This is a genomic window from Fodinibius sp. GM21 (genome assembly GCF_058386955.1).
On sequence record NZ_JBYEIQ010000004.1, the window covers coordinates 57110 to 79329 of the forward strand.

General features: G+C 42.7%; 18 protein-coding genes. 11 read left to right on the plus strand and 7 right to left on the minus strand.

The window, feature by feature from the left end:
* Positions 1-831: 831 nt before the first annotated feature.
* Positions 832-2160: a nucleotide sugar dehydrogenase gene (locus ACT3IB_RS10580; RefSeq protein WP_491538983.1), complete on the plus strand. Its 1329-nt coding sequence runs from the start codon at positions 832-834 to the stop codon at positions 2158-2160.
* Positions 2161-3097: 937 nt separating this feature from the next.
* Here the strand turns inward: ACT3IB_RS10580 and ACT3IB_RS10585 are convergent.
* A complete protein-coding gene (locus ACT3IB_RS10585; RefSeq protein ID WP_491538984.1) occupies positions 3098-3232 on the minus strand; it encodes a hypothetical protein in 135 nt (44 codons plus the stop codon).
* Between the two features lie 758 nt (positions 3233-3990).
* On the opposite strand from ACT3IB_RS10585, the gene ACT3IB_RS10590 reads away from it, so the two are divergent.
* From ACT3IB_RS10590 to ACT3IB_RS10600, 3 genes are all read left to right on the plus strand, one after another.
* Positions 3991-5286 (plus strand): sugar transferase, encoded by a 1296-nt coding sequence (locus tag ACT3IB_RS10590; RefSeq protein ID WP_491538985.1) that lies wholly within the window; start codon positions 3991-3993, stop codon positions 5284-5286.
* Between the two features lie 380 nt (positions 5287-5666).
* Entirely contained in the window at positions 5667-7295 is a 1629-nt protein-coding gene (locus tag ACT3IB_RS10595; RefSeq protein ID WP_491538986.1) for a hypothetical protein, read from the plus strand.
* 179 nt (positions 7296-7474) lie between these two features.
* Positions 7475-8053 (plus strand): hypothetical protein, encoded by a 579-nt coding sequence (locus ACT3IB_RS10600; RefSeq protein WP_491538987.1) that lies wholly within the window; start codon positions 7475-7477, stop codon positions 8051-8053.
* 125 nt (positions 8054-8178) lie between these two features.
* On the opposite strand, the gene ACT3IB_RS10605 is transcribed toward ACT3IB_RS10600, so the two are convergent.
* Positions 8179-8874 (minus strand): porin family protein, encoded by a 696-nt coding sequence (locus ACT3IB_RS10605; protein ID WP_491538988.1) that lies wholly within the window; start codon positions 8872-8874, stop codon positions 8179-8181.
* Positions 8875-9605: 731 nt separating this feature from the next.
* Here ACT3IB_RS10605 and ACT3IB_RS10610 point away from each other — a divergent pair.
* The gene (locus ACT3IB_RS10610) at positions 9606-9815 is read left to right on the plus strand and encodes a hypothetical protein (protein ID WP_491538989.1); all 210 of its coding nucleotides are present in this window, start codon (positions 9606-9608) and stop codon (positions 9813-9815) included.
* A 405-nt stretch (positions 9816-10220) separates the two neighbouring features.
* The gene (locus ACT3IB_RS10615; protein ID WP_491538990.1) at positions 10221-11723 is read left to right on the plus strand and encodes a peroxidase family protein; all 1503 of its coding nucleotides are present in this window, start codon (positions 10221-10223) and stop codon (positions 11721-11723) included.
* A 521-nt stretch (positions 11724-12244) separates the two neighbouring features.
* Here ACT3IB_RS10615 and ACT3IB_RS10620 read toward each other — a convergent pair.
* From ACT3IB_RS10620 to ACT3IB_RS10630, 3 genes are all read right to left on the minus strand, one after another.
* A complete protein-coding gene (locus ACT3IB_RS10620) occupies positions 12245-12802 on the minus strand; it encodes a 2'-5' RNA ligase family protein (protein ID WP_491538991.1) in 558 nt (185 codons plus the stop codon).
* A gap of 153 nt (positions 12803-12955) precedes the next feature.
* Positions 12956-13201: a hypothetical protein gene (locus ACT3IB_RS10625; RefSeq protein ID WP_491538992.1), complete on the minus strand. Its 246-nt coding sequence runs from the start codon at positions 13199-13201 to the stop codon at positions 12956-12958.
* Between the two features lie 32 nt (positions 13202-13233).
* Complete coding sequence (locus tag ACT3IB_RS10630) at positions 13234-13791, minus strand: YciE/YciF ferroxidase family protein (protein ID WP_491538993.1); 558 nt, start codon at positions 13789-13791, stop codon at positions 13234-13236.
* 379 nt (positions 13792-14170) lie between these two features.
* Between ACT3IB_RS10630 and ACT3IB_RS10635 the strand changes: the two genes are divergently transcribed.
* From ACT3IB_RS10635 to ACT3IB_RS10645, 3 genes are all read left to right on the plus strand, one after another.
* Positions 14171-15289, plus strand: coding sequence for a GTP cyclohydrolase (locus ACT3IB_RS10635; protein ID WP_491538994.1), 1119 nt, complete (start codon positions 14171-14173; stop codon positions 15287-15289).
* 401 nt (positions 15290-15690) lie between these two features.
* A complete protein-coding gene (locus ACT3IB_RS10640) occupies positions 15691-15999 on the plus strand; it encodes a GIY-YIG nuclease family protein (protein WP_491538995.1) in 309 nt (102 codons plus the stop codon).
* Between the two features lie 536 nt (positions 16000-16535).
* Positions 16536-16838, plus strand: coding sequence for a hypothetical protein (locus ACT3IB_RS10645; protein ID WP_491538996.1), 303 nt, complete (start codon positions 16536-16538; stop codon positions 16836-16838).
* A gap of 80 nt (positions 16839-16918) precedes the next feature.
* Here ACT3IB_RS10645 and ACT3IB_RS10650 read toward each other — a convergent pair whose 3' ends face one another.
* Together ACT3IB_RS10650 and ACT3IB_RS10655 are read right to left on the minus strand one after the other, a co-directional pair.
* A complete protein-coding gene (locus ACT3IB_RS10650; protein ID WP_491538997.1) occupies positions 16919-17200 on the minus strand; it encodes a hypothetical protein in 282 nt (93 codons plus the stop codon).
* A 237-nt stretch (positions 17201-17437) separates the two neighbouring features.
* A complete protein-coding gene (locus ACT3IB_RS10655) occupies positions 17438-17656 on the minus strand; it encodes a cold-shock protein (RefSeq protein ID WP_491538998.1) in 219 nt (72 codons plus the stop codon).
* A gap of 252 nt (positions 17657-17908) precedes the next feature.
* Between ACT3IB_RS10655 and ACT3IB_RS10660 the strand changes: the two genes are divergently transcribed.
* The gene (locus ACT3IB_RS10660; RefSeq protein WP_491538999.1) at positions 17909-18418 is read left to right on the plus strand and encodes a hypothetical protein; all 510 of its coding nucleotides are present in this window, start codon (positions 17909-17911) and stop codon (positions 18416-18418) included.
* A gap of 13 nt (positions 18419-18431) precedes the next feature.
* Positions 18432-22112 carry a T9SS type A sorting domain-containing protein gene (locus tag ACT3IB_RS10665; RefSeq protein WP_491539000.1) on the plus strand — a complete coding sequence of 1227 codons (3681 nt, stop codon included), beginning with the start codon at positions 18432-18434 and terminating at the stop codon, positions 22110-22112.
* Positions 22113-22220: the final 108 nt, after the last annotated feature.

Below are 22220 nucleotides of genomic sequence, written 5' to 3' on the forward strand. Positions count from 1 at the left end.
GCTTGTCTCAGTATCTCTTTAAGGATCTATTATCACAATGGATCTTGTTACTGTTTTTGAATGAACAAAAAAGTAACCAAAAAACTCACCGGCTGAGAACTCTGAAAACGCTCCGGCACATCGGCTGGAGTATTTCAATGGTCCTTTTTCTAGTGATAGTAGATTATATTTTTAGACCGGTATGAAATACTCCTTATCGCCTCAGCACCTTCGCTCAGAATTCTTTATGCCGGGTGTCTTTAGACCGTAAAGTTGACTTGTATACGATTTATGATAGGAATAATTGAAAACACAGGGGGGGCTGGGGGAATCGCGGGAAGATTAGCTCAAAAGCATAAAGCGATTAAGAGCAATATTTGTCCCAAAAATTTTAATAAGATAAATATCTACGATTCCCACAGCACTTTTTTCGTCCCAGCTTTGCTGGTCCCGAAGCCTATCGGGATTTGGTGACAAAAAATGGACGTACCATAATAGATGTTGGCTATTAATGTCAGCACCGAGTAGTTACATTTCTATAGTCCTTTTACGAGCCTTTTGGATCAAGCCCCGTGGAATGCCACGTAGTGGCCCTCCGAATTTCGGAGGATTCCACAAGGGCAAGCCAAAAGGCGGGAATAAAGATGTATCTAGTTGATTTTTTTGATCATAAATAAGGGTAGGTCCTACTTATTTTTTGACTGAAAAAATGAACAAAGGATTGGGTCATGCCTTCATTGAAAGGGGACACAATTAAAAGCGAAAATAAATAAACTATTTCATGCTTTTTACTTAAAACGACTTTCCCCTATATTCTGCCTATAATAATTTAGTCAAGAAAAATAGTGTATTATGCTTCAAGAGTTGTTATACAAAATTCATAATAAAGAGTATCAAGTTGGTATTGTAGGGCTCGGCTATGTGGGCCTCCCTTTGATGTGGACCTTCCATGAAGCAGGACTACCGGTGATCGGTTATGATATTGATAGGAAGAAAACCGACTGCATACAAGAAGGTAAACCCTACATTAAGCACTTGGGAGAAGAGATGATGCAGAAGCTGGCCGAAAGTGACCGCTGCGCCGCCACCACTGATTTCAGTCGGTTGCCAGAGGCTGATGCCATTCTGATGTGCGTGCCCACACCGCTGGATGACCATCGCGAACCGGACATGCAGTATGTAGAGAAAACGGCAATGACCATCGGGGAACACCTGCGGGAAGGACAATTGGTTATTTTGGAATCCACAACTTATCCCGGTACCACTGAAGAGCTGATTATTCCGATTTTGGAATCCAAGTCTAATTTGACCGCCGGTGAAGATTTTTACGTAGCTTACAGTCCTGAGCGAGAGGATCCTGGCAACATTGACTTCAATACGGCCAGTATTCCTAAAGTAGTGGGCGGTCATACTGAAGAAGGCATTGAGCTGGCTTGCACTATGTACGATACGGCCATTGTACAGACCGTACCGGTCTCGGATACGAAAACAGCGGAGGCGGTAAAAATTACAGAAAACGTATTTCGGGCTGTCAATATCGCCTTGGTTAATGAACTGAAGGTAGTCTTCAAGGAGATGGATATTAATGTCCATGAAGTGTTGGACGCTGCCGATACCAAACCTTTTGGCTTTATGAAGTTTGTCCCCGGTCCGGGCTTGGGCGGGCATTGTATTCCTATAGATCCTTTCTATCTAACCTGGAAAGCTCGGGAATATCAAGAAAATACTCGTTTTATTGAGCTGGCGGGAGAGATTAATACTTCTATGCCTCAGTATGTAGTTGATCAAACCCTCAAAGCCTTGAATGCGCATGAAAAACCGATGAATGGGAGTAAGATATTGGTGATTGGTTTGGCCTATAAACCGGATGTGGATGATCAGCGGGAGTCGCCTTCTTTTAAGATTATGGATCTTTTGGAAGATTATGGGGCTGAGGTCTCATATTATGACCCACATATACCGCAGATCAAGCCAACGCGAGAGCATCCCAACTGGACCGGCACGAAGAGTATTGTCTGGAAAAAGGAAACGGTCAGCGATTTTGACGCGGTGGTCATTTCGACCAACCATTCGGATATTAATTATGAGCAGTTGGCCGAGTGGTCGGATTGTATTATCGACAGCCGTCATGAGATGAACGGCATTGAGCGCAAGTCGGATATTCATATTTGGCAAGCGTAGGGGGTAAAAGTTCCATTTTCGGAACGATGTAAAAACGGAACCCCGTGTTTGAATGTACCTTTTGTCTTGATACAAAAGGTACGAAAAGATCAAGGCTTAGAATTGTGTAACCACTTCAGCCGGCAGGATACATGCATTTTAATGGTCCTTTATCTATAGGAAAATGATAAGGGTCAGTTACCGGTATAAAATGCATAACCGATATCCTTTGGCTTCAGCACACAATTCTCAGGCCCGGTTGAAAACCATAAATAAGAAAATTTATAAAGATTTAGTCCGGACGACAGGAGAAAGATTTACCCGTAAATATTTAGCAGGTTGAAAGCGTCAAAATTATAAACATAGAAATTTTTGTTTGACGAGGGGCTGGCGCGGAACGTGATCAGCGGTGAGACATGTAGCCAGCGCCGAGGAGTTACATTTCTATAGATCTTTTACAAGCCTTTTGGATCAAGCCCCGTGGAATGCCACGTAGTGGCCCTCCGAATTTCGGAGGATTCCACAAGGGCAAGCCAAAAGGCGGAAATAAAGATGTATCTCACTGATATTTTTTGGTCATAAATAAGGTAGGTGCTACTTATTTCTTGACTGAAAAAATGAACAGCAATGTCACTTCATTCTCAAAATGGACGTACTTCTATGATGATTTCTTTTCGTTTTTTGAACGACCAAAAAACGCAGTAAAAGTCACCGCCTGAAAATTGCGAAACCGTTTCAACCCTTGGCTGGATAATTTCCATGGTCCGTTGCACTCCGTAGTTGTTTCGTTTTTTCAGCGCCGGCAGGAAATTATCCTATCCGCCTTCGGTTCTCCACACGCAATTTATTATGGCGGAATTGAAAATTGTGTAAAGGGAAAATAAATATTGGAAAGACATACAATCATGTCATTAGGGGGTCTGGGGGAATCGCGGGAAAACAGGAATAAGCATAAACACTAATGGGGAAGAGCAATTCCTGTTGTTCCTGTTAATGTCAGTACAATATCTACGATTCCCACAGCACTTTTTTCGTCTGTTTTTTTGGTGACAAAAAATGGACACTCCAAACCAATATCCTTTGGCTTCAGCACACAATTCTCAGGCCCGGTTGAAAACCATAAATAAGAAAATTTATAAAGATTTAGTCCGGACGACAGGAGAAAGATTTACCCGTAAATATTTAGCAGGTTGAAAGCGTCAATATTAAAACCATAGAAATTTCTGTTTGACGAGGGGCTGGCGCGGAACGTGATCAGCGGTGAGGCATGTAGCCAGCGCCGAGGAGTTACATTTCTACAGATCTTTTACAAGCCTTTTGGATTTTAATAACAGAAGCTTTAGGCGTAGGTAATCATGCCAAAAGGCGGAAAGTAAAGATAACCTTGTAAAAGAGATGTATCTAGCAGATATTTTTTTGGTCATAAAGAAGGTAGGTGCTACTTATTTCTTGACTGAAAAAATGAACAAGGATTGATCATGCCACCGAATTCTAGAGCATGGCAAAAGGTGAAGAAAATAACTTGGATATATCTTTTAAAGGCCTTCCCTAAATGTGGAATATGTTGAATAGTTAATTTTTAGAAATAACCCGGACATATGTTACTTACAGCCTATAAACAAGCAATAAAGTCTGAACTGGTTCTGAACTATTGCTTTAACATAGAAAAGTTTTTTTGTACACTCCTTCTCGAGTCATCTATTAGAGGGCAAGCATATATAGAAAATAGTGTGTAATTGTATTTATTATATCTGATGTAATAATAGTGGCTGTTAGGCTTTTAATAAGCAGATTTTTCTGAGAGACAAATGTGTGTTGGGTTTTCATCTAAAAGAGTGACAAAAAGGTTCTATGATTGCAGAGATACTACAAAGCGAACGGGCGAAACAAGTGGGTGAAATAGCTACAAAAACCCATATAAAAAATCCTGTCTGGGGATACGTCTGGTATTTGGTAGGGTTACCAATTATTCTAACTCTTTCCACGAAATTAACGTGGGGTGATTTATCATTATCGTATGAAGCATTGCCGATGATGACGATGGTAGCTATTCTGTATATTGGAGTTTGGGCTAATAAATACCAATCTGCTGAACACCGTTCCTACCGTGCTATTGGATTATCCGTTTTTTATATGTCCATTGGTTTTCTTGCAATATTTGCAGTTCTGGCGTTATTGCGTCAGTACTATTCCAGGAGCTTTCTGGTCTTTTCCTATGGTCTGATGGTGTTTTGGTCTACCCTTGGTATGCTTCTATTTCGTAAAAGGCATCAATCTTATGTGATCATTAAGGGAGGACTTGCTGATTATTTAAGAGCGTTTAAAAAATCAAATTGGAAGTTCGTAAAAAAGCTCAAGCCCAATGGGCAAATTGGAAATTATGATGGGATCGTGGTTGATTTGCATGCCCACGACGATAAAAAGTTATTAAAAGCACTGGCTGATACAAGTTTCCATGGTACTTCAGTATTACATGCCGCTACCGTTCTCGAAAGATATTCGGGACGTACAAATCTGGACTATTTAGCGGAGGAGGGATTATTTAATTTAGAAATAAGTACAAACTATAGGATCTTAAAAAGGGTATGGGAGGTTGGATTAATCATTTTATGTAGTCCTATTATCATCTCCGTGATGGCTTTGACCGCCATTGGTATTAAGATCGACTCAAGAGGGCCCGTTTTATTTACCCAAGAACGCGTGGGAAGGGAGGGCAAGCTGTTTACGCTTTACAAGTTTCGTAGTATGCATACTGATGCAGAAGAAGAGGGTAGTCAATTTGCAGATAAAGGGGACGATCGGATCACTCGTGTTGGAAGATTTATACGTAAGTTTCGCATAGACGAACTTCCTCAATTTTGGAACATCCTGAAGGGGGATATGAGCCTGATTGGGCCTCGTCCGGAGCAAAAGGAGTTTGTAGACTTTTTTAATGAAGAAATTCCGTTTTATTCCTACCGTCATAAAGTGCGTCCCGGTATAACCGGTTGGGCACAAGTAAAGGGGGGCTATGCGGCAAGTCTTACAGCAACTCAAAAAAAGTTGGAGTTTGATTTATACTACATAAAGAATTTGTCGCTCTCTCTTGATTTATTGATTGTGTATGCCACTATTAGAACTATTCTTACGGGCTTCGGGTCGCGATAATTTGTAGTGATTAAGTTACTAGCTTCAAGGGTGCAAAGAAACAAAGTGACTAAGTAATTTGGTGATGAAGTGATTAAGCGACTGAGTTGGGAAGTGTTGAAGGTTGAATATTGTGTAGTGGATGAACCCTGATCACAGGATTTTGTCGTGTGATTAGGTGATGAAGTTGTAAAGCAATTCAAGATTTATAACACAAGGTTCACAAGAAACTGTCATTTCGAACACAGTTAGAAATCTTTGTTTTCGTATTTTTTTAATAAGGCTTTTCAGTCTCATACTGTAAATACCCCCCCCCAGAAACACATCTTTATACCTGATATTCATCTATAAAAAACAGATCTTGTCCAATGTTCTAAGGTTAACAATATCATCATTTACAAATGCCTGATTCACGCGTCCGGGTAATAAAATCCACCAATATTGGGGTCACAGTCTTTGTCCTTGGAGTGCTTTTCTTGGTTCTTCCCTTGGATGTATTATCTCAGGATAACCGATTGATTAATACGAATAGCTGGCAGTATGAGTATATCCAACGACTACAGCAGCGGGGACACCTCCTGCAACTTAATCCCACCGACCTGCCGTATGCCAATAAAGTTATAAGAAAGGCGCTTGAAAATAGTGAGAAGGCTGGGTTAAGTGAGAAGGAAAAACGGTGGTTGGAAATGCTGGAAGAAAGTGTAAGATCCCGTCCTGCAAATGTCGACAGCATGCGGGTTGGAGGTTTGTTCAGTGCGGGATCAAGGCACAGCAGCAGTGAACGCCTGAACGTAGACGATCCATTGGGAGAGGGGAAGATGTTGCTACCCAGAGCGAAGCTTAACGGTTATTTCGAAGGGAAGAATTGGATTGGTCAGGCTGGGATTACACACGATCTTTTCTACGATGTTGATCCCGATGGATTGGATACGGCCCGTCGCTTGTATATACGAAGCGAGGAAGTCTATTTCGGATATAATAGCGCCATGGTTGATATTTATGTGGGTCGATTTGATAACCACTGGAGTTTGTTTGATCAGCAGGGAGCCTTTTTGACGGATAATCCGCGGTCTTTTGATCAGATTCAGCTGAAGTTTGGGACCTCTAAATTATCTTTCAGTAGCATATACGGAGAGATGGATAGCATGAGTCCAGACAGTACTTTCACGGGCCGGTCATATGGTCCGGGTGCTGTTCGCCGATACCTGTTCTTACATCGCTTGGACTGGAGTCCGGTTCCCAATTTAAAGCTTAGCTTTATAGAGGGGGAACTATATTTCAGTGAATCGGCAGGTATTTCCATTCGGAACCTATTGCCACTGCACTTCCTCTTTTTTGAAAGTCATAACGCCCCCATGAACAACAATAGCAATTTGCTATTAGGTGGAAGTATATGGTATCAAACGGGAAATTGGACGTTCTATTTTCAGGGGATGCTTGATGATTTGGTAGTAGAAAATCGGGAACAATTGAAAGATGACAATAATTTGATTCCAACGACTTATACTATAAACAGCTCAATTACCCTTGCCGATGTTGCCAATAGTTTTGATGTCGGCCTCGAAGCTGATTTGGTTGGAGCCAATGCTTACCGCTCCAATCGTTACCAGGACCAGTGGACCTACGCCCAACGGGGATTGGCTACGAACTTTAGCGATTATATTCGGACGAAGGTGTATGCGACGTTTTATCCGAATTGGATGGAGGGATTAAAAGTCGAGCCTGCGGTAACACTTTATTATAAAGGAACAGAGGATCTGCGCGACCTGCGTACTTCAACTGAGCCGGACGGGAGTCAGATTCCCGGTATCTTAGCAGGTACCGTAGAACGTACGGTTCGCCCCTCGCTTAATGTGCGCTATCAGCCGATGGGAACAACGGTCTTTGATCCCAAACACGATATCCGTTTTAACTTTTGGTTGGATGCAGATATGGGCGTCAACTTCACGGATAATTATAATAATGTAGATGGAGCTACGAATAGGCGTTTCATTGGACTCTTCCGCTTATTTGGTCAGCTTGCTTTTTAAGAGAACTGTGTGTCAAGAGTATTAGATGGCATACTATTAGTGGGATATTCTCCTACAAACATTTGGGTTATTGGATATAGATTTTATAAGGTATCCGGTTTAAGTTTGTAACGTTGGCTTTCTGAAAATCATCTCCTATGGCCTATCCCTAATTTTAATTATTAGATGGAGATAGTATTATGAAGAAAGCTTTAGCATTGTGTATCTGTTTGGCCATATCTTTTTATGTGGCAGAAGCGCAGGATATGAGTAATCAAGAAAAAATACAGAGCGCGATGAGCGCGGCTCCGTATTCCATTTCTGAAAATGCGACCATCAAAGATTGGCCATCCGGTGAGGGAGAAGAGATGGCTGTGTTACGAGAAGGCAGCAACCAGTTTACTTGCCTGCCGGATATGCCTGCCACGCCCGGCAATGATCCCATGTGTCTCGATGATCCGTGGTTAAAATGGGCAGACGCCTGGATGAATAAAAAAGATTTCACCATTGATAAAATGGGATTTGGGTATATGCTGCAGGGAGGAACCCCGGAAAGTAATGTGGATCCCTACGCGGAAGGACCCGAGCCGGATAATCAATGGCTGGAAGAGCCGGTACCACATCTCATGATTCTCGTGCCTGATCAAAGCATGCTTTCAGGATTGCCGGTAACACCGGATGAGGGAGGCCCGTGGGTAATGTGGGATGATACTCCCTATGTTCACATTATGGTTCCCATGCCAAAATATAATCCACCCATGCAGCAGGCAAGCAAATAGGGAATATATTCAAAGGTAAAATAAGAATATTTGCAGGGTCAATTTCCTCACTCTTTTAGTGATGTGGGGGAGTTACATGTGTTTAATGGTAACTATCCGGTAGGATTCTTTTACATCTATAGAGGTTATAGCAAATAAACGAACGAGAGTTTAAAGGCGTAGTTCTTTGGCTTTAGGCGTGGATTTCCATTGTATGCCTGTAAAAAGGTCTGCTGAAAACGAAGGTCGAAGCCCAGTTTTTCGATAAACTCCATGCCGAATCCCACAACTCCACCCGCATCATACTTGGAGTATTGGTTGATGACGTCCTCGGAAACACTGCGGGTCAAATTGCCGTCAATATTGTCGCCGTCGAGGTTTGCACTTAGCAGGTATTCGCCAAATAGTCCGACCGTAAAGTGGTAGGAGTATTGCACGAGCTGATTCCCATACACTCTGCGCCCATTTATTTTAGGCTCCTTATAAAAATGTACCAACACGGGCAGGTGTACATATAATAGATTCGATCGCGTGTCGGTCTGAAATTCCCTTCCATCCAATAAGACCGACTCATTATAGTTGGCTCCCAACATGATCAGTGAAGGTTCAAGGCCCATTTTCAATACCTTGTTTAGTTTTGTTCGGGCAAGAAGTCCGACTTGGTAACCCAGCGCAGATTCTGGGGTAAGCTCATTGCCCGAATACCGAAACTTATCAGTGTGATTGCTAATATTTAGTCCCGCTGTTAACCCGTATTCCAGGGATTGTGATTGACTGCTGAGATGAAATCCCAACATAAAGGTTAACAGGAGAAGAAGTGTTAGTATTTTACGAGTGAACATTGAAAAGCCCAATAAGATGATCTATTTACTGTTTTAGCCGAACCTACCGTAACAGGAATAACAACAAATATTGGGCCAATATTGGTACGTAACGGCTTGGTTCATCCAGATGGGGATCCTATTAATCCAAGAAAGGTTTTTTATTTATCTATTTTTAAAACGGGAAGGAATGGGACAAATGGGTTTAAATAGGGTGAGTAATATTTACAGATTTAGTTATTTTTTGCTCAGTTTATTGGGTATCCCTTTTGTCTTGACACAAAAGGGATTAAAAAGTCAAGAAGTAGGATTCTGAAGGCACTCCGTTTGGCGGGTTGGATAATTCTGATGGTCCTTATAATGTAGAAGCAATATTTTAGGTTTTGCACCGGTACAGAATTATCCTATTCACCCGCTCATACTCCATACAGAATACAATTTCCAAATGAAAATCATCAAGTTGCAAGAAATCTTCCTCCTTTGAAGGAGGTGCAGGAGGATGATGGAACAACGTTGAGAAGATGAGAACGGAAAGCATGCAGACCATTGGGATTCAACTTCCATCGTCTAACTTCCAAACATCCTAACGACACCATCTTGCAATCTTAAACCTTTCAATGTGCTACAACATTAATCTTCAATACTCCAACACTTCCCACCCATTAAGAAGGTTAAAAGATGTTAATTTTACTTTCTGCTGTATTTATCAATACTTACCAACAGAGCAAAAATATTGGCTAAAACGGGATACTATGACTAATCTACCAAAAGAGGATCGGATAGCAATGGGCATTTTTAGCGTGTTGTTCTTGGGCGGCGGGGCCGTGCTTCGCTTCCTGGGAATGCATTTCTACTGGATGTCTATCGCCATTGGCGTCATTTTAGGAGCCGTTGTGTTAGGGTCCAAACTATTGAAAAAGAGATCAAGGAAACGGCATCGATACCGGGAATCCACTTCCTGAAGGACAACGAGGAGTGTGACCCAAAAGTCAGTAACTTTTTGGGACTTGGCATCCGTAATATGATCGGTCTTAATCATAGGGAGAAATCTTCAGTCGTGATACCGACTCCAACAAATTTCTTAGTGCTGTTCTATAGGAAATTCAAAGTTTAGAAAAGTAGTCTTACCCACCTTGCTACTCATCTCTTGCTCTGGTAAATGTTTCTTTCAGGGCGGAGCGTAAGAACGAGATGCAATGGTAGGCTGTGTGTCATCCTGAATTTATTTCAGGATCTAAGGAGCCATGATAAAGCCTGTCCAATCACAAATTTGTAACATCCGGTTTACGCAATAGTCTTGAAAACAGAGAGATATCTATACGAAGCTTCGATTTACGAATAAGACTATTCATTAAATACCGATTATTATGTTACAAAACGCGAGTCACACCGTTGGAACAGGAGACGAATCAGAGATTCTATACGATACCGATTTCGGGTATATGTTTGAATACCTCTGCGGTTGCGGACATCACCAGCTGCCGAGCGACAAGCATACCGTTCGTTATCTCAAAGAGCTGGGAAAGGTAATGGCCGATCCCGGTAGCGAGGATACACCCATGGATGAATTGGATTCGGATATACCAGCCGTTTATACTTACTTGGGGCAGTTTATCGATCACGATATTACCGCACGGACAGACCGGGAGACGGGATTCAGTGATATTGGCGATGAGGATGATCTTATGCCGCTGGATCCTAACGATATCCTGCAAAACCTGAGAAATGGGCGTAGGCCGCAACTCGATCTGGATAGCGTATTTGGGGAAGGTCCGAGCCTAAATGATGAATATAAGGCGGAGGCGGATGAGGATATTTATAACAACACGAGTTTGAATATCTTATTAGAAGAGGATTCCTCTACCGGGTATCTTGATCTCAGGAGAAATGGAGGAGTGGCTCAGATTGCCGATGCCCGCAATGACGAGAATGTCATGGTCAGTCAGCTCCAAGCTACGTTCATCAAAATGTATAATAAAATAAACGATGAGCTCGAGCCCGGACTGTCCAACCAGACCGCCTATTGCAAAGCGCGTAGATTGTGCCGTTGGGCTTATCAGTACGTGGTGATCAATGATTATCTGGAACAGGTCTGCGACCCGCATGTTGTACACGATATTATGCTAAACGGCCCTTATTTCTTCAAGACCGGATCGTATTTTATGCCGCTGGAGTTTTCCGTGGCAGCGTTTCGGTTTGGCCATTCCATGATTCGCCATTCTTATAAGCTTAATGATCATCATACCAAGGGAATTATGGAGCTGCTGCAGCCAAGCATTCCGGATCAGGACCTACTCGATGGCGGACAACTAAAGGCCGACCATGTGATCGACTGGTCAAATTTCGCCAACGTGGGCAGCGGTTCGCCTGACAATAAGGCCCGGAAGATTGATCCGTTTATTGCCCAGGGGCTGTTCGACCTTAGCTCCCTGGAAGCACCGCCCCCTCCACATGTACTGGCAAGTCTGACCCAGCGGAATCTGTTGCGCGGTTATCTGCTAAATATTCCTACCGGCCAGGCCATTGCGAAAGCGATGCGTATAGAGCCTATGCGTCACGAAAAGTTGGTTGAAGGTCTCAACGAAGAACAAAAATGCGTGATGTACGATTCGGGCTTTACGGCCAAGACACCTTTGTGGTATTACGTGCTGCAGGAGGCCAAGGTACAACAGGATGGCAATAGACTCGGATATGTGGGCAGTAAGTTGGTTGGTGAAACCATAGCCGGATTGGTCAAGATGGATCAAAACAGTTATTACAACAACCAGCAGCATCCAAGCGTGGATGCCGAAGATGGTATTACGCTGCCCGGCAGCTCAGCGCCCATTCAAACGATTGACGATATCTTGGAGTATGCTGGGGTGGCCTAGTAAATAGCTAAATTGGAAGTAACCCTAATGGTCGTCAGGATGGTGAGGTTTTAAATCCTTTATCCTGGCGGCTTTTTTTTGTTTTGATAACTTGTGGAAGTAAGTATGTTGGTACTCCGCGTGGTGGGAAGACTCGTTTATGTAAGAAGTCAACTTAAATCTTCAGGTATGAGGATCATCACATTGACGAAAGGTGGCGGAATCTATCACTATTTCCTCGCACAAATCGCGCACAATTGGCGGAAAAAAATTCCCAAAAGGGGGTCAAATCAATCGATTTTTCAGTCGTTAAAAAGGTTCATTAGGTACGAAAAATTGGGGTGCTGAATGTGGACGAAAAGGGCCAAAAATGGGCTTTAAATGGCCCAGAGGGCGATTAGTCTGTTGTATGGAGGGGGACTCATAATCGATTGAGCCGAGAGTCGGGTAGATATACGACCTGAGTAATCCTCAAATATGGTTTTATTACTTACCGTCAGTAGTTGCCGGCGATTTATCCAATACGTCAAGAAAGTCAAAAACTATCCACCGAAAGTAAGATCACAGAAATGAAAATACTTTTCTTCATCCAAATCATATCGCAATGCCGTTAACTTATCGACTATGAATTCGCTTTGGTATGACCGTGATAAGAAATCTATTTTGGCTGATTCAAAAATATGTTTTGGCAGATTTTTCGCAATAGTCAGGTGAGCATTATCGAATAAGAAAAAACGTTTCCCCAATCTCAGGTCTACATTCATATAGATTAATTTCTTTCTTAATAACCTCAGCTGTTTCGAGTTTTCAATATCAATGTAAATGACATTACTATTTTTAAAGCTGTTGAAGCCATGTAATTGAAGTTGAAATGGTGAAAGTTCTGCGAGTCCACGGTTTAAAGATGAAAACACTTTTTCAATCCTTTGGGAAAGCAGGGGGAAATTACAAATGGTGATATGGGGTTTGGAGAATCTACCATCGTAATGGCCGTACTTTTCGTAACATTCTTGTTTGAGATGATTGATGTGGCTCATGATAGGTTCCGGAGGAGATATGACAATCAGAAATCCGGAAAGTTTATTTTTTTCGAAACTCATGAGACATTATTTTCCATTTATCAATGGAAGGTTGGAGATTTGAAATCAGGTACTGTTTACTGTGGTACTGCTTACAATTGTTTGCAAACCATAGAAATGTTTTAAACTCTACTTGAGATTACTAAAAAACCGCTAAGTTTAATTAAGAAGTAGTCACGGCAGCGCCAGAATTTCAATTTCGGCCACATAGTAAAGTTGTCCATCTTCAAAATGGATATCGCCCCCGGTTACCTCAAATATTTCTCCTTTTCTGAGAGGACTAAACGATTTTAAGAATGTCGTTTGGGATGCAGATAATCCCCCTTCATTTTCCCATTGGTCCAAACTCTGAATATCAGCAGGCGATAGAGATTTTGAATTAATTTTTATTTTTAGGTTTCGTGTTAGGGTACGTTTCATAATCAGTAGAAAGTAAATGGTTTCAATAAAAGTTATTTGATTTCAGTCGGATAGGGTGAACTCACTTTATTTACAATAGCAGACCATTTGGCATCGGGATTAATCTGATTTTTTGCCAGGTCGCTTAGTCCCATATCAGCACGTTTTTCCTCACGCAGTGTATCCAGCAGGAGTTCAGCAATATCATGCCGTTCAAGTGTTTTGGCATAGGCGATAGCAGTCCCATAACCGGCCATTTCGTAATGATTGATGTGTTGAACAGCTGTTATCAGGGCCGCATCACGCACCTCTTCATTAACACATCGGCTTGCCAGTTTTTCCGATTCTTTAATGAGCCCTTTGATACCGTCACAATGTTCCCCTTTGGGGTCTTCATTAAGTGTTTCAAAAACCTCTTTAAGGCGTTGAACATGGCGCCTGGTTTCTTTGAGATGAAAAGTCAGCAGTTCGTTCAGTTCAAACGACTCTGCTATTTCTGACTGCCTTTCCAAAAATTTGATCTGCTGTAATTCGCCGTCATACAGATCTCGCACCTGCTCAAGCATCAAGTCATAAAGGTCAAAAATTTCTTCATTGTTAGGTGTGGTCATGGTAATTACCTTCTGCAGTTTTAGATAGTTTTAAAATTGAAAAAAAATCTTTCGATAATTGACAATAAGGCTGTAATAGATTTCTGTTCCTATATTAACGTATGATCCACATAAAATAGATAGGTACAATTAGTGAGCTGATGTAGGGAAAAACCTATTTCCGGAATAGGTGATTTTCATAAGAAATAGTCCTTAAAGAGGATAAGTTATGTGAGGACTGAAAGGGGATGGAAGAAAGGGGAATAAATAATCATCCAAAAGTGGAGACCAGGGATAAATTGCCATTATTTTTTGCCTTTACTTATTAGTATCATAAAGAAAAATTAAGGGGTATTTTTAAATTTCGTTTTTGCCTGGTCAAAATTGATACAGATATTGCATGATTACTATTCGTGAATTGACTTCCCATGATGAGTTATACGACTTCGTTCACTTTCCTTTTTTATTATATGGCGATAATCCAAACTGGGCGCCGCCAATAATTAGCGATGAACTTCAAAACCTGGATCCTCGGGAAAATCCGGTCTTCAATCATGTGGAGGTTAAATATTTTATGGCCTATAAGGGGGAGCAGCCGGTAGGGAGAATAGCAGGAATTATAAACCAACCCGAAGTTCGGGAGCTGGATATCCCCAAGATACGTTTCGGTTATTTCGATTTTATTGATGATCCGGACGTTTCCGAAGCATTGCTGGAGCAAGTCCGTCAAATGGGCAAGGAGAAGGAGTTGGAATTTATGGAAGGGCCGCTGGGCCTTTCGAATATGGATAAGGCAGGCATGCTCGTAGACGGATTTGATGAGCCCAACACCATGATTACCTGGTTTGGATTGCCTCATTATGCCTCACACCTGGAGCAGCTTGGCTTTGAAAAGGAAAAGGAATGGGTAGAGTATGAAATTCAAATTCCTGATAGTTCGCCGCAGAAGATTGATCGGTTTTCGACGCTCATCAAAGAGCGCTATAACCTGCATGTGGTTCGTTTTTCAAACAGTAAAGAGATTCTCGAATACGCAGACGAGATGTTTGATCTCATCAACAAGACGTATAGTAATTTAAGTACTTTTATCCCTATAAAGGCTGATCAGATTGCGTACTACAAGGATCGGTATCTTAAATTTTTACACCCGGATTTTATTAATTGTGTGGCAGATGAAAATGATAATCTCATTGCTTTTGCTATAACGATGCCGTCGTTTTCTAAAGCATTGCGCAAGGCCTCGGGTAAGCTATTGCCGTTTGGATGGTATCACCTTTTAAAGACGCGGTATTTTCCGGAGAAAGCTGCTTTCTACCTGATTGGCATAAAGCCGGAATACCAGAACAAAGGGGTGACTTCAATTATTTTTAAGGAGATGAATGATGTTTTCAATCAAAAAGGAATTACCACCGTTGAAAGCAATCCCGAGCTCGAAGAAAATGAAGCCATTCGCTCGCTTTGGAAAAAGTATGAAAATCGACTTCATAAACGGCGCCGAACCTACCGGGATAGTTTATGAGGTAACCTATTGCAGAGGTGATTTCGAACAAACGAAGTGCAGTCAGAAATCTATGTTTTGCATTTTCTTGTTTGGAGTAAAACAAAGTTCTCTCGCTTACGCTCGAGATGACAGAGAGGGTTGAAATAAGTTGCTGTTTGCCAAGAACCTCGAGATGACATAACGTAAATAAAGTTGTCATTTCGAACGAAACGCAGTGAAGAGAGAAATCTATGTGTTAGTTTTTATCTTACTCACGAGATGACAAATAAAGAAATGTTTTATCCCTCCGCATTAAGCCTAAATAAAAAATAATGTTTTCGTAATCATCGATATTAGTCCGAAAACCTATAAAAAAAATGTAAGGTTTTGATTAAAAATGAATCTTACTGTTAAGACAATCGGAACTAAGAGAAGTGCAAATGCCGTATTACGTCTATATTACTACTAATCCAGGAAAAACTACTCTTTATATTGGCATGACCAATGACCTCAGTAGTCGTTTAAATGATCATTATAAAAATAGAGGAAATAGCAAAACATTTGCGGGGCGTTATCATTGTTACAAACTGATCTATTATAAAGCATATAAGACCTCACAGCAAGCAATAGAGCGTGAAAAGGAACTGAAGAAATGGCGGCGCGAGAAAAAAGAAAAATTGATTAACAGTGTAAACCCCGGCTGGGAGTTTCTAAATTACAAAGATGATTTAAGGGTGGGGAGGATATAAGAGGAGTTAGTTCTATTAACTAACCTGCTTGTCATTTCGAATGGAGTGAGAAATCCGAGGGTTACTTTTTCCTCATTCTGCTAAACAAAGTTCTCTCGCTTACGCTCGAGATGACAGAGAGGGTTGGAATAAGTTGCTGTTTGCCAAGAACCTCGAGATGACATAACGTAAATAAAGTTGTTATTTCGAACGAAACGCAGTGAAGAGAGAAATCTATGTTTTTGGGGTTCGGGTACATTCAAAAAACAAAGATCTCTCCCTTACGGTCGAGATGACAGAGAGGGGTGGAATAATTTGCTGTTTGCCATCAGTGATCCATATTCTGTTTAGGCCTCCTTTCATTGTATCCCGAGCGGTTCGGGAACAAACCGAATAGAGTAGCATAACCGTTTTCCGTAGTCAGTTCGCTATACATCTAATCCTTGTCCAGAACCGGCACTACTTAGCCTGTTTAGCTAAAAAATAGGAATTCCCTCACAACAAAAGTGACGGCATGCTGGTAACTTTTCAATTAAATACTAACAAATCATTAGCCTATGGAAACCTTATCAGCAACAACAATCTTTTGGCTATTGGTATTAGGAGCAACAACCGGCTGGATCGTCGGCTATATAATCAGACAGGAAGGTATTACCTTGACAAGTAATGTGATATGGGGTACGATTGGTGCTCCCCTCATCGGTATTTGTGCGCTATACGTTCAAATTAGTGGTGTTTTGGTATTTGCACTGCTTGGGACGTTGGCGATGCTATTTTTGGCAAACGTTTTCCACTTGCACCATGTGGAAGATCTTACCGGTGATATCAAACGGGGAATTCGTATTGTTAAGAAGCCCTGAAATATGCTGGGAGCAATTACCGTATTACGGTTGATTTTTTGGATGGGGAAGGATTGTCGCTAACGGCAAATGAATAGTATCTATTCACTGCCAACCGGGGACGGACGTTTAGGTTTTCGATTTATTTTAATCTCCTTGTTTTTACGATCTCCATTTAGCCAAAGCTCTACTTCGGTGTCAAAAGCAGCAGCCAAGTGATGTGCCCGAAGATTGCTTATAGGAAGATCGCCCTCGATAATGCCCTGCACTTCCGTTTCAGGCATACCTGAAATTTGAGAAAATTCCTGTGTGCTAATATCCTTCTCGTGAAGAAATCTTTTCAGAAGTTGAGCAGCTGATTGATGCATAGTTTGGTAAAGCAAGTAGGTTTAGTTGTATCGATCTCTTAACAACGGAACTAGTATACAGTAAAAGTAACTTCAAATAGTTTTTATTATTGCCTGACTTATTTAGACCTCTAATGCTCGTTATTGTTTCAGGTTATCGTCAGACAATAGGCAAAGAAAACAGAAAGGAACATCAGTAGGATTCCTTAACGCAATAAAAAAAGCCCGCTTAAAAAAGCGGGCTTGAATATACCAAAAAATCTTGGCTAAAACTTACTTATAATCAAGGCTTCGTACATCAACAGCACTCAAGCCTTTGTCGGTTTCTTCAACGTCGAATTCTACATTTTCTCCGTCTTCAAGACCTTGATTGTAGTCCAAATTTTCTACGTTATTGCGGTGGACGAAAACATCTTTACTTCCGTCCTCAGGCTCGATAAATCCATATCCTTTCTCAACATCGAACCATTTAACTTTACCTTGTTGTGTCATGTATACTAAGTATTGTGTTTATACACCTTAGATGGATCGTCAAAGAAAAGTATCGTGAGATATCTCTATCTTGGATCTCAATTCTAAGATGGGAATTAAAATTATGTTCAAAGATACAATTCTGTTTGTGGAATGTCCATAGTTAAGATGAAATTCAAATATTCTGATTTCAGTATTAACAAATTATTCTTTTATTGCTTGCTATAAAACCATTTAAACGCTGATCATTTTCCATTAGTAATCAGGGGGATTGTGAATAAGTCAAAAGCATTACTGGCTATTCTTGTTGTTTTTATTTTGGGATTGGGGTGGTACCTGTTGCCGGAGGAATCTGCCCGGGATAATCCGGATTCTACTTCAGCCTACAACGATAGTGTTCCTGACCCTGAAAGACCGGTTTTTACGGCCCAAGAAGACACCGTTGCGCAAGACAGTCTTCCTCCTCGGCACGGCGAAGAGCTGGCTCCCGGCACAGCAATGGTAAAAGCTACGGTTATTGCGGATTTTGATAGCAAGGCGAATGGGAAGCTTACTGTTACAGCCGAAGAGGTTTTGGGATACGGCTCTGCGACCCCACCTATTGGCGCCGGGCAAGAAATGACGATCAGCGTTGAAAGGTTCTTGAAAAGTAATCCGGGTGATGAGGAGTTGCTGCAGAAAGGAAAAACAGTTGTTATGGTGGTATCTTCCGAAGAAGGAATGAGTCTCGGTGACTCCCGGGGGGGCAAAAGATGGACGCTGGTTGAGATAAAATCACAATGAATATTTGAATAGGATGCGCAGAGTAAGAAAAACTTATCGTGCCGTTGCCGGCCTCATCACAATAGTATTGCTGGCGGCCGGTATCTGGTATGTTGGATTGTCAGGGCAGGATACAACGAAGGTAGCTACAGAAACTACAACCCTCGACCCTGTTGAAAAGAAAAAGGCACGAACCGATTACTTTTTCAACTTACTTCGCGATCCCGCAACGAATAATATTCCACCGAATATTCGTTCCCGTGAGCTCAATCACGCCCAACAGCTGCCCGGCCGAAATGGGGGATTGCTGCGCAAGTCGGGTACCGCAGCTGCACAGGCGATAGGGGACATCACATGGCACATGGCCGGACCAACAGATTTGGGGGGACGAACCCGCGCTTTGGCTTTTGATCAGGATAATCCCAATACCATTCTGGCCGGTGGCGTTTCCGGCGGAATGTGGAAAAGTACCGACGGTGGCAGTACCTGGCAGTTAAAAACGGATCCGAACCAGAATATGAGTGTTACCAGTGTGGCCCAGGATCCCACCAATCCTGATACATGGTACTATGCGACGGGAGAATTCAGAGGCAACACCGCATCGGACCGGGGCGGCAGGGCCTCATATTTTGGCACGGGTATCTATAAGTCGACCGACAATGGGGAATCGTGGTCAAGCTTAGCTGTTACCGAAGATGCTGATGCTGCATGGAATAGTCAGTTTGATTTTATTTCCCGGATCATCGTCAATCCTACCAATGGGGATGTATATTTTGCGGCAAATGGCTTTGGAGTTTTTAAATCATCCGATGGGGGAAACTCGTTTAACCTTGTGATAGGTTCGTCGGGCGGGTATCGCTATGTGGATGTTATAGTCAATAAAAATGGAGATCTCTTGGCAGCCTTATCGGAAAATAGTGCCGGTGGAACGCAGTCGGAAGATCCCGGTATTTACCGCTCAACCGATGATGGTAATTCGTGGACCGATGTAACGCCTGCCGACTTTCCCTCTACGCATGATCGCACTTATCTGGCTTTTGCGCCATCCGCACCGGATACGGCTTACAGTTACACCTATGAGGGCACAGGTTCCGGTTCGGATGAAAATATTAGCTTTTTTATGCTCGACTTTGCAAATAATAGCAATGAAGACCGTTCTGCAAACCTCCCGGATTTTGGAGATCCGGTTGGATTTGTGAATACCCAGTCTAATTACAATATGGTGCTGGCGGTAAAGCCTGACGATCCGGACTTTGTGCTGCTTGGAGCAACAAATTTATTTCGTTCGCTGGACGGTTTTGCAACGGCTCCCGAAGATGCGGATAACGATGGATTATCGGATGACAGCGAGAAAGATGAATATTGGATTGGAGGGTATGCCAAGTTTAATAATGTCAGTCAATATACCAATCAGCACCCTGATCAGCATGTGCTGGCGTTCCATCCCAATGATCCAAATACAATGTGGTCGGGGCATGATGGCGGACTAAGTAAAACAACAGATATTACCGCATCGTCTGTCAGCTGGGAAGATACCGATGAGGGCTACGTTACAGGACAATTCTATACTGTGGCCATTTCCTCCGAAGCCGATGATGATCGCATAATGGGTGGTACGCAGGATAACGGAACCCCTTTCTACCGCTTTAGCAATAATAACCAACAAACGACAGAGCTTGTTGATGTTTCTTCCGGCGATGGGTCATACGCTTTCTGGGGCACGGATTATGCTTTCGTGTCTTCACAAAATGGTAGTGTCTTGCGACTTGGAATAGAGTCTGATGGGGATATTAGTTCTGCTTTCGACGGATCAACACAAACCAGCTGGACCAGCGTGCATCCATCAGAAGCAGAAAATCAGCTTTTTATTCATCCCTATGCGATTGATCCCAATGATGAAACAATTATGTATTATCCCGGTGGAACTGAAATGTGGCGAAACACCGACATAGATCAGATTCCCGATGGAAATAATGGAGGAACAACCACAGGCTGGGAAAGTTTTGAAGGGACGTCTTCAACGGGATACACCATTTCAACGCTGGAGATCACCTCGCTGAACCCGTCCGATCGCCTCTATTACGGGGCCTCCTCCTCTTCCGGCATACCGGAACTGTTCAGGTTGGATGAGGCTTCCAATTCCGATACGCCTACAAATGTATCTATTTCGGATGCTCCTTCCGGTGCTTATGTGCATGATATAGCAGTAAATCCCTTTGATGGAGATGAGCTGATAGTGGTGATGTCGAATTATAGTATCGTGGGGTTGTATCACTCGGACGATGGTGGGGGCAGCTGGACAGCTATTGAAGGTAATTTGGAGGGCGGGTCACAAAACCCGGGACCCTCAATACGGAATGCCGAAATTTTACCGACGGAAGAAGGAAATCTTTATCTGGTGGGGACCAGTACGGGTGTATATTCCACGATGTCACTTGAAGGGGGAAATACCAACTGGGTGCGCGAATCAGATGATGGATCGCCGGGAAGCATCGGGTACTCGGTTGCCGAGTATATTATGGCTCGTCCCTCTGATGGTACCATTGCGGTGGGAACGCACGGGCGCGGTATTTTTGTAGGTCGAGCTGATGTGGGGAATATTGCCCCTGATCTCTTGCCGATGGTTGGGGACACACTTACCATTACTGACAGTTGGCAGCTTGTGGGATCGCCCATGGCTTCCGATTCAGATGTAGAGCCCGGGAGCAATCTGCAATTATTTGAGTTCTCGGGAAACTATAAGTCAGCTACCGTGATAACACCTCACAATGGATATTGGGCAAAAAGTCGTTCCGGATCGGAGATTATTTATAACGGACGCGCTGATACTTCAGCAACCATAGCACTCGATGAAGGCTGGAATATAATCGGTGGCGTTGCTGATACAGTGGCCGTATCGGCTGTCAACGATCCCAACGGTATACTAAGTTCAACGGATATCTATGAATTTGTAAATGGCAGTTATCAGCCGGCCACCGATATAAAGTCATTACAGGGCTATTGGATTCGGGCCAGTCAGGCCGGAGAAATTGAGATTGCTCCGGGGAGCTCCTCCGGTAAAAGCCGGCCCGCCTTGGCATCGGGACAACTTGGTACGATCACATTTAGCATTGGAAATGCTGAGCAGCAGTTTTACGTATCAGAACAGGCGTTAAACAGAGCGGAGCGCGAACAATTTATGATGCCGCCCGTAGCTCCTGAAGCGGTTCTTGATGTGCGAAGTACCGAAGGATTACGTCTGGCTGAAGGCAGGGAAACGGAACTGCAGGTTACGGCAAACAGCTACCCCGTTACGGTTGCGGGTAGTTCATCCAATAGCAATAATTATATTTTAAAGGGAGTTACCGGCCAGGATACGGTTTATTATGAGGTGGCAGGGAACGCGCAAACGCAGATTCATCATCCCCATGAAAAGGTGGTTCTAACCAAAGCAGCGGGCAGTGCGCAGATAACAGAGCACAACCTGTTGCCAAACTATCCGAATCCTTTTAATCCCAAAACCCAAATTCAATACCAGGTGGTCTCACAGACACAGGTTACGCTTGAGGTTTATGATGTGCTGGGCAGAAAGGTGCGTACGCTGGTTGATGAACCCCAGGCAGGCGGATCATATACGGTCAGTTTTGATGGCAGTAACCTATCGAGCGGGATGTATTTCATACATTTGAAGGTTGGAGAAACGGTTAAGCTGCAGAAGATGACTCTGATAAAATAACTTAAAACTGTTAGAAGTAATTAATGGTTCGATCTGGAACTATTAATCATAAATCTGATAAAAATACTTCTGAGCTATGTATTAATGTGGTAACTTAATTTGCAAAAC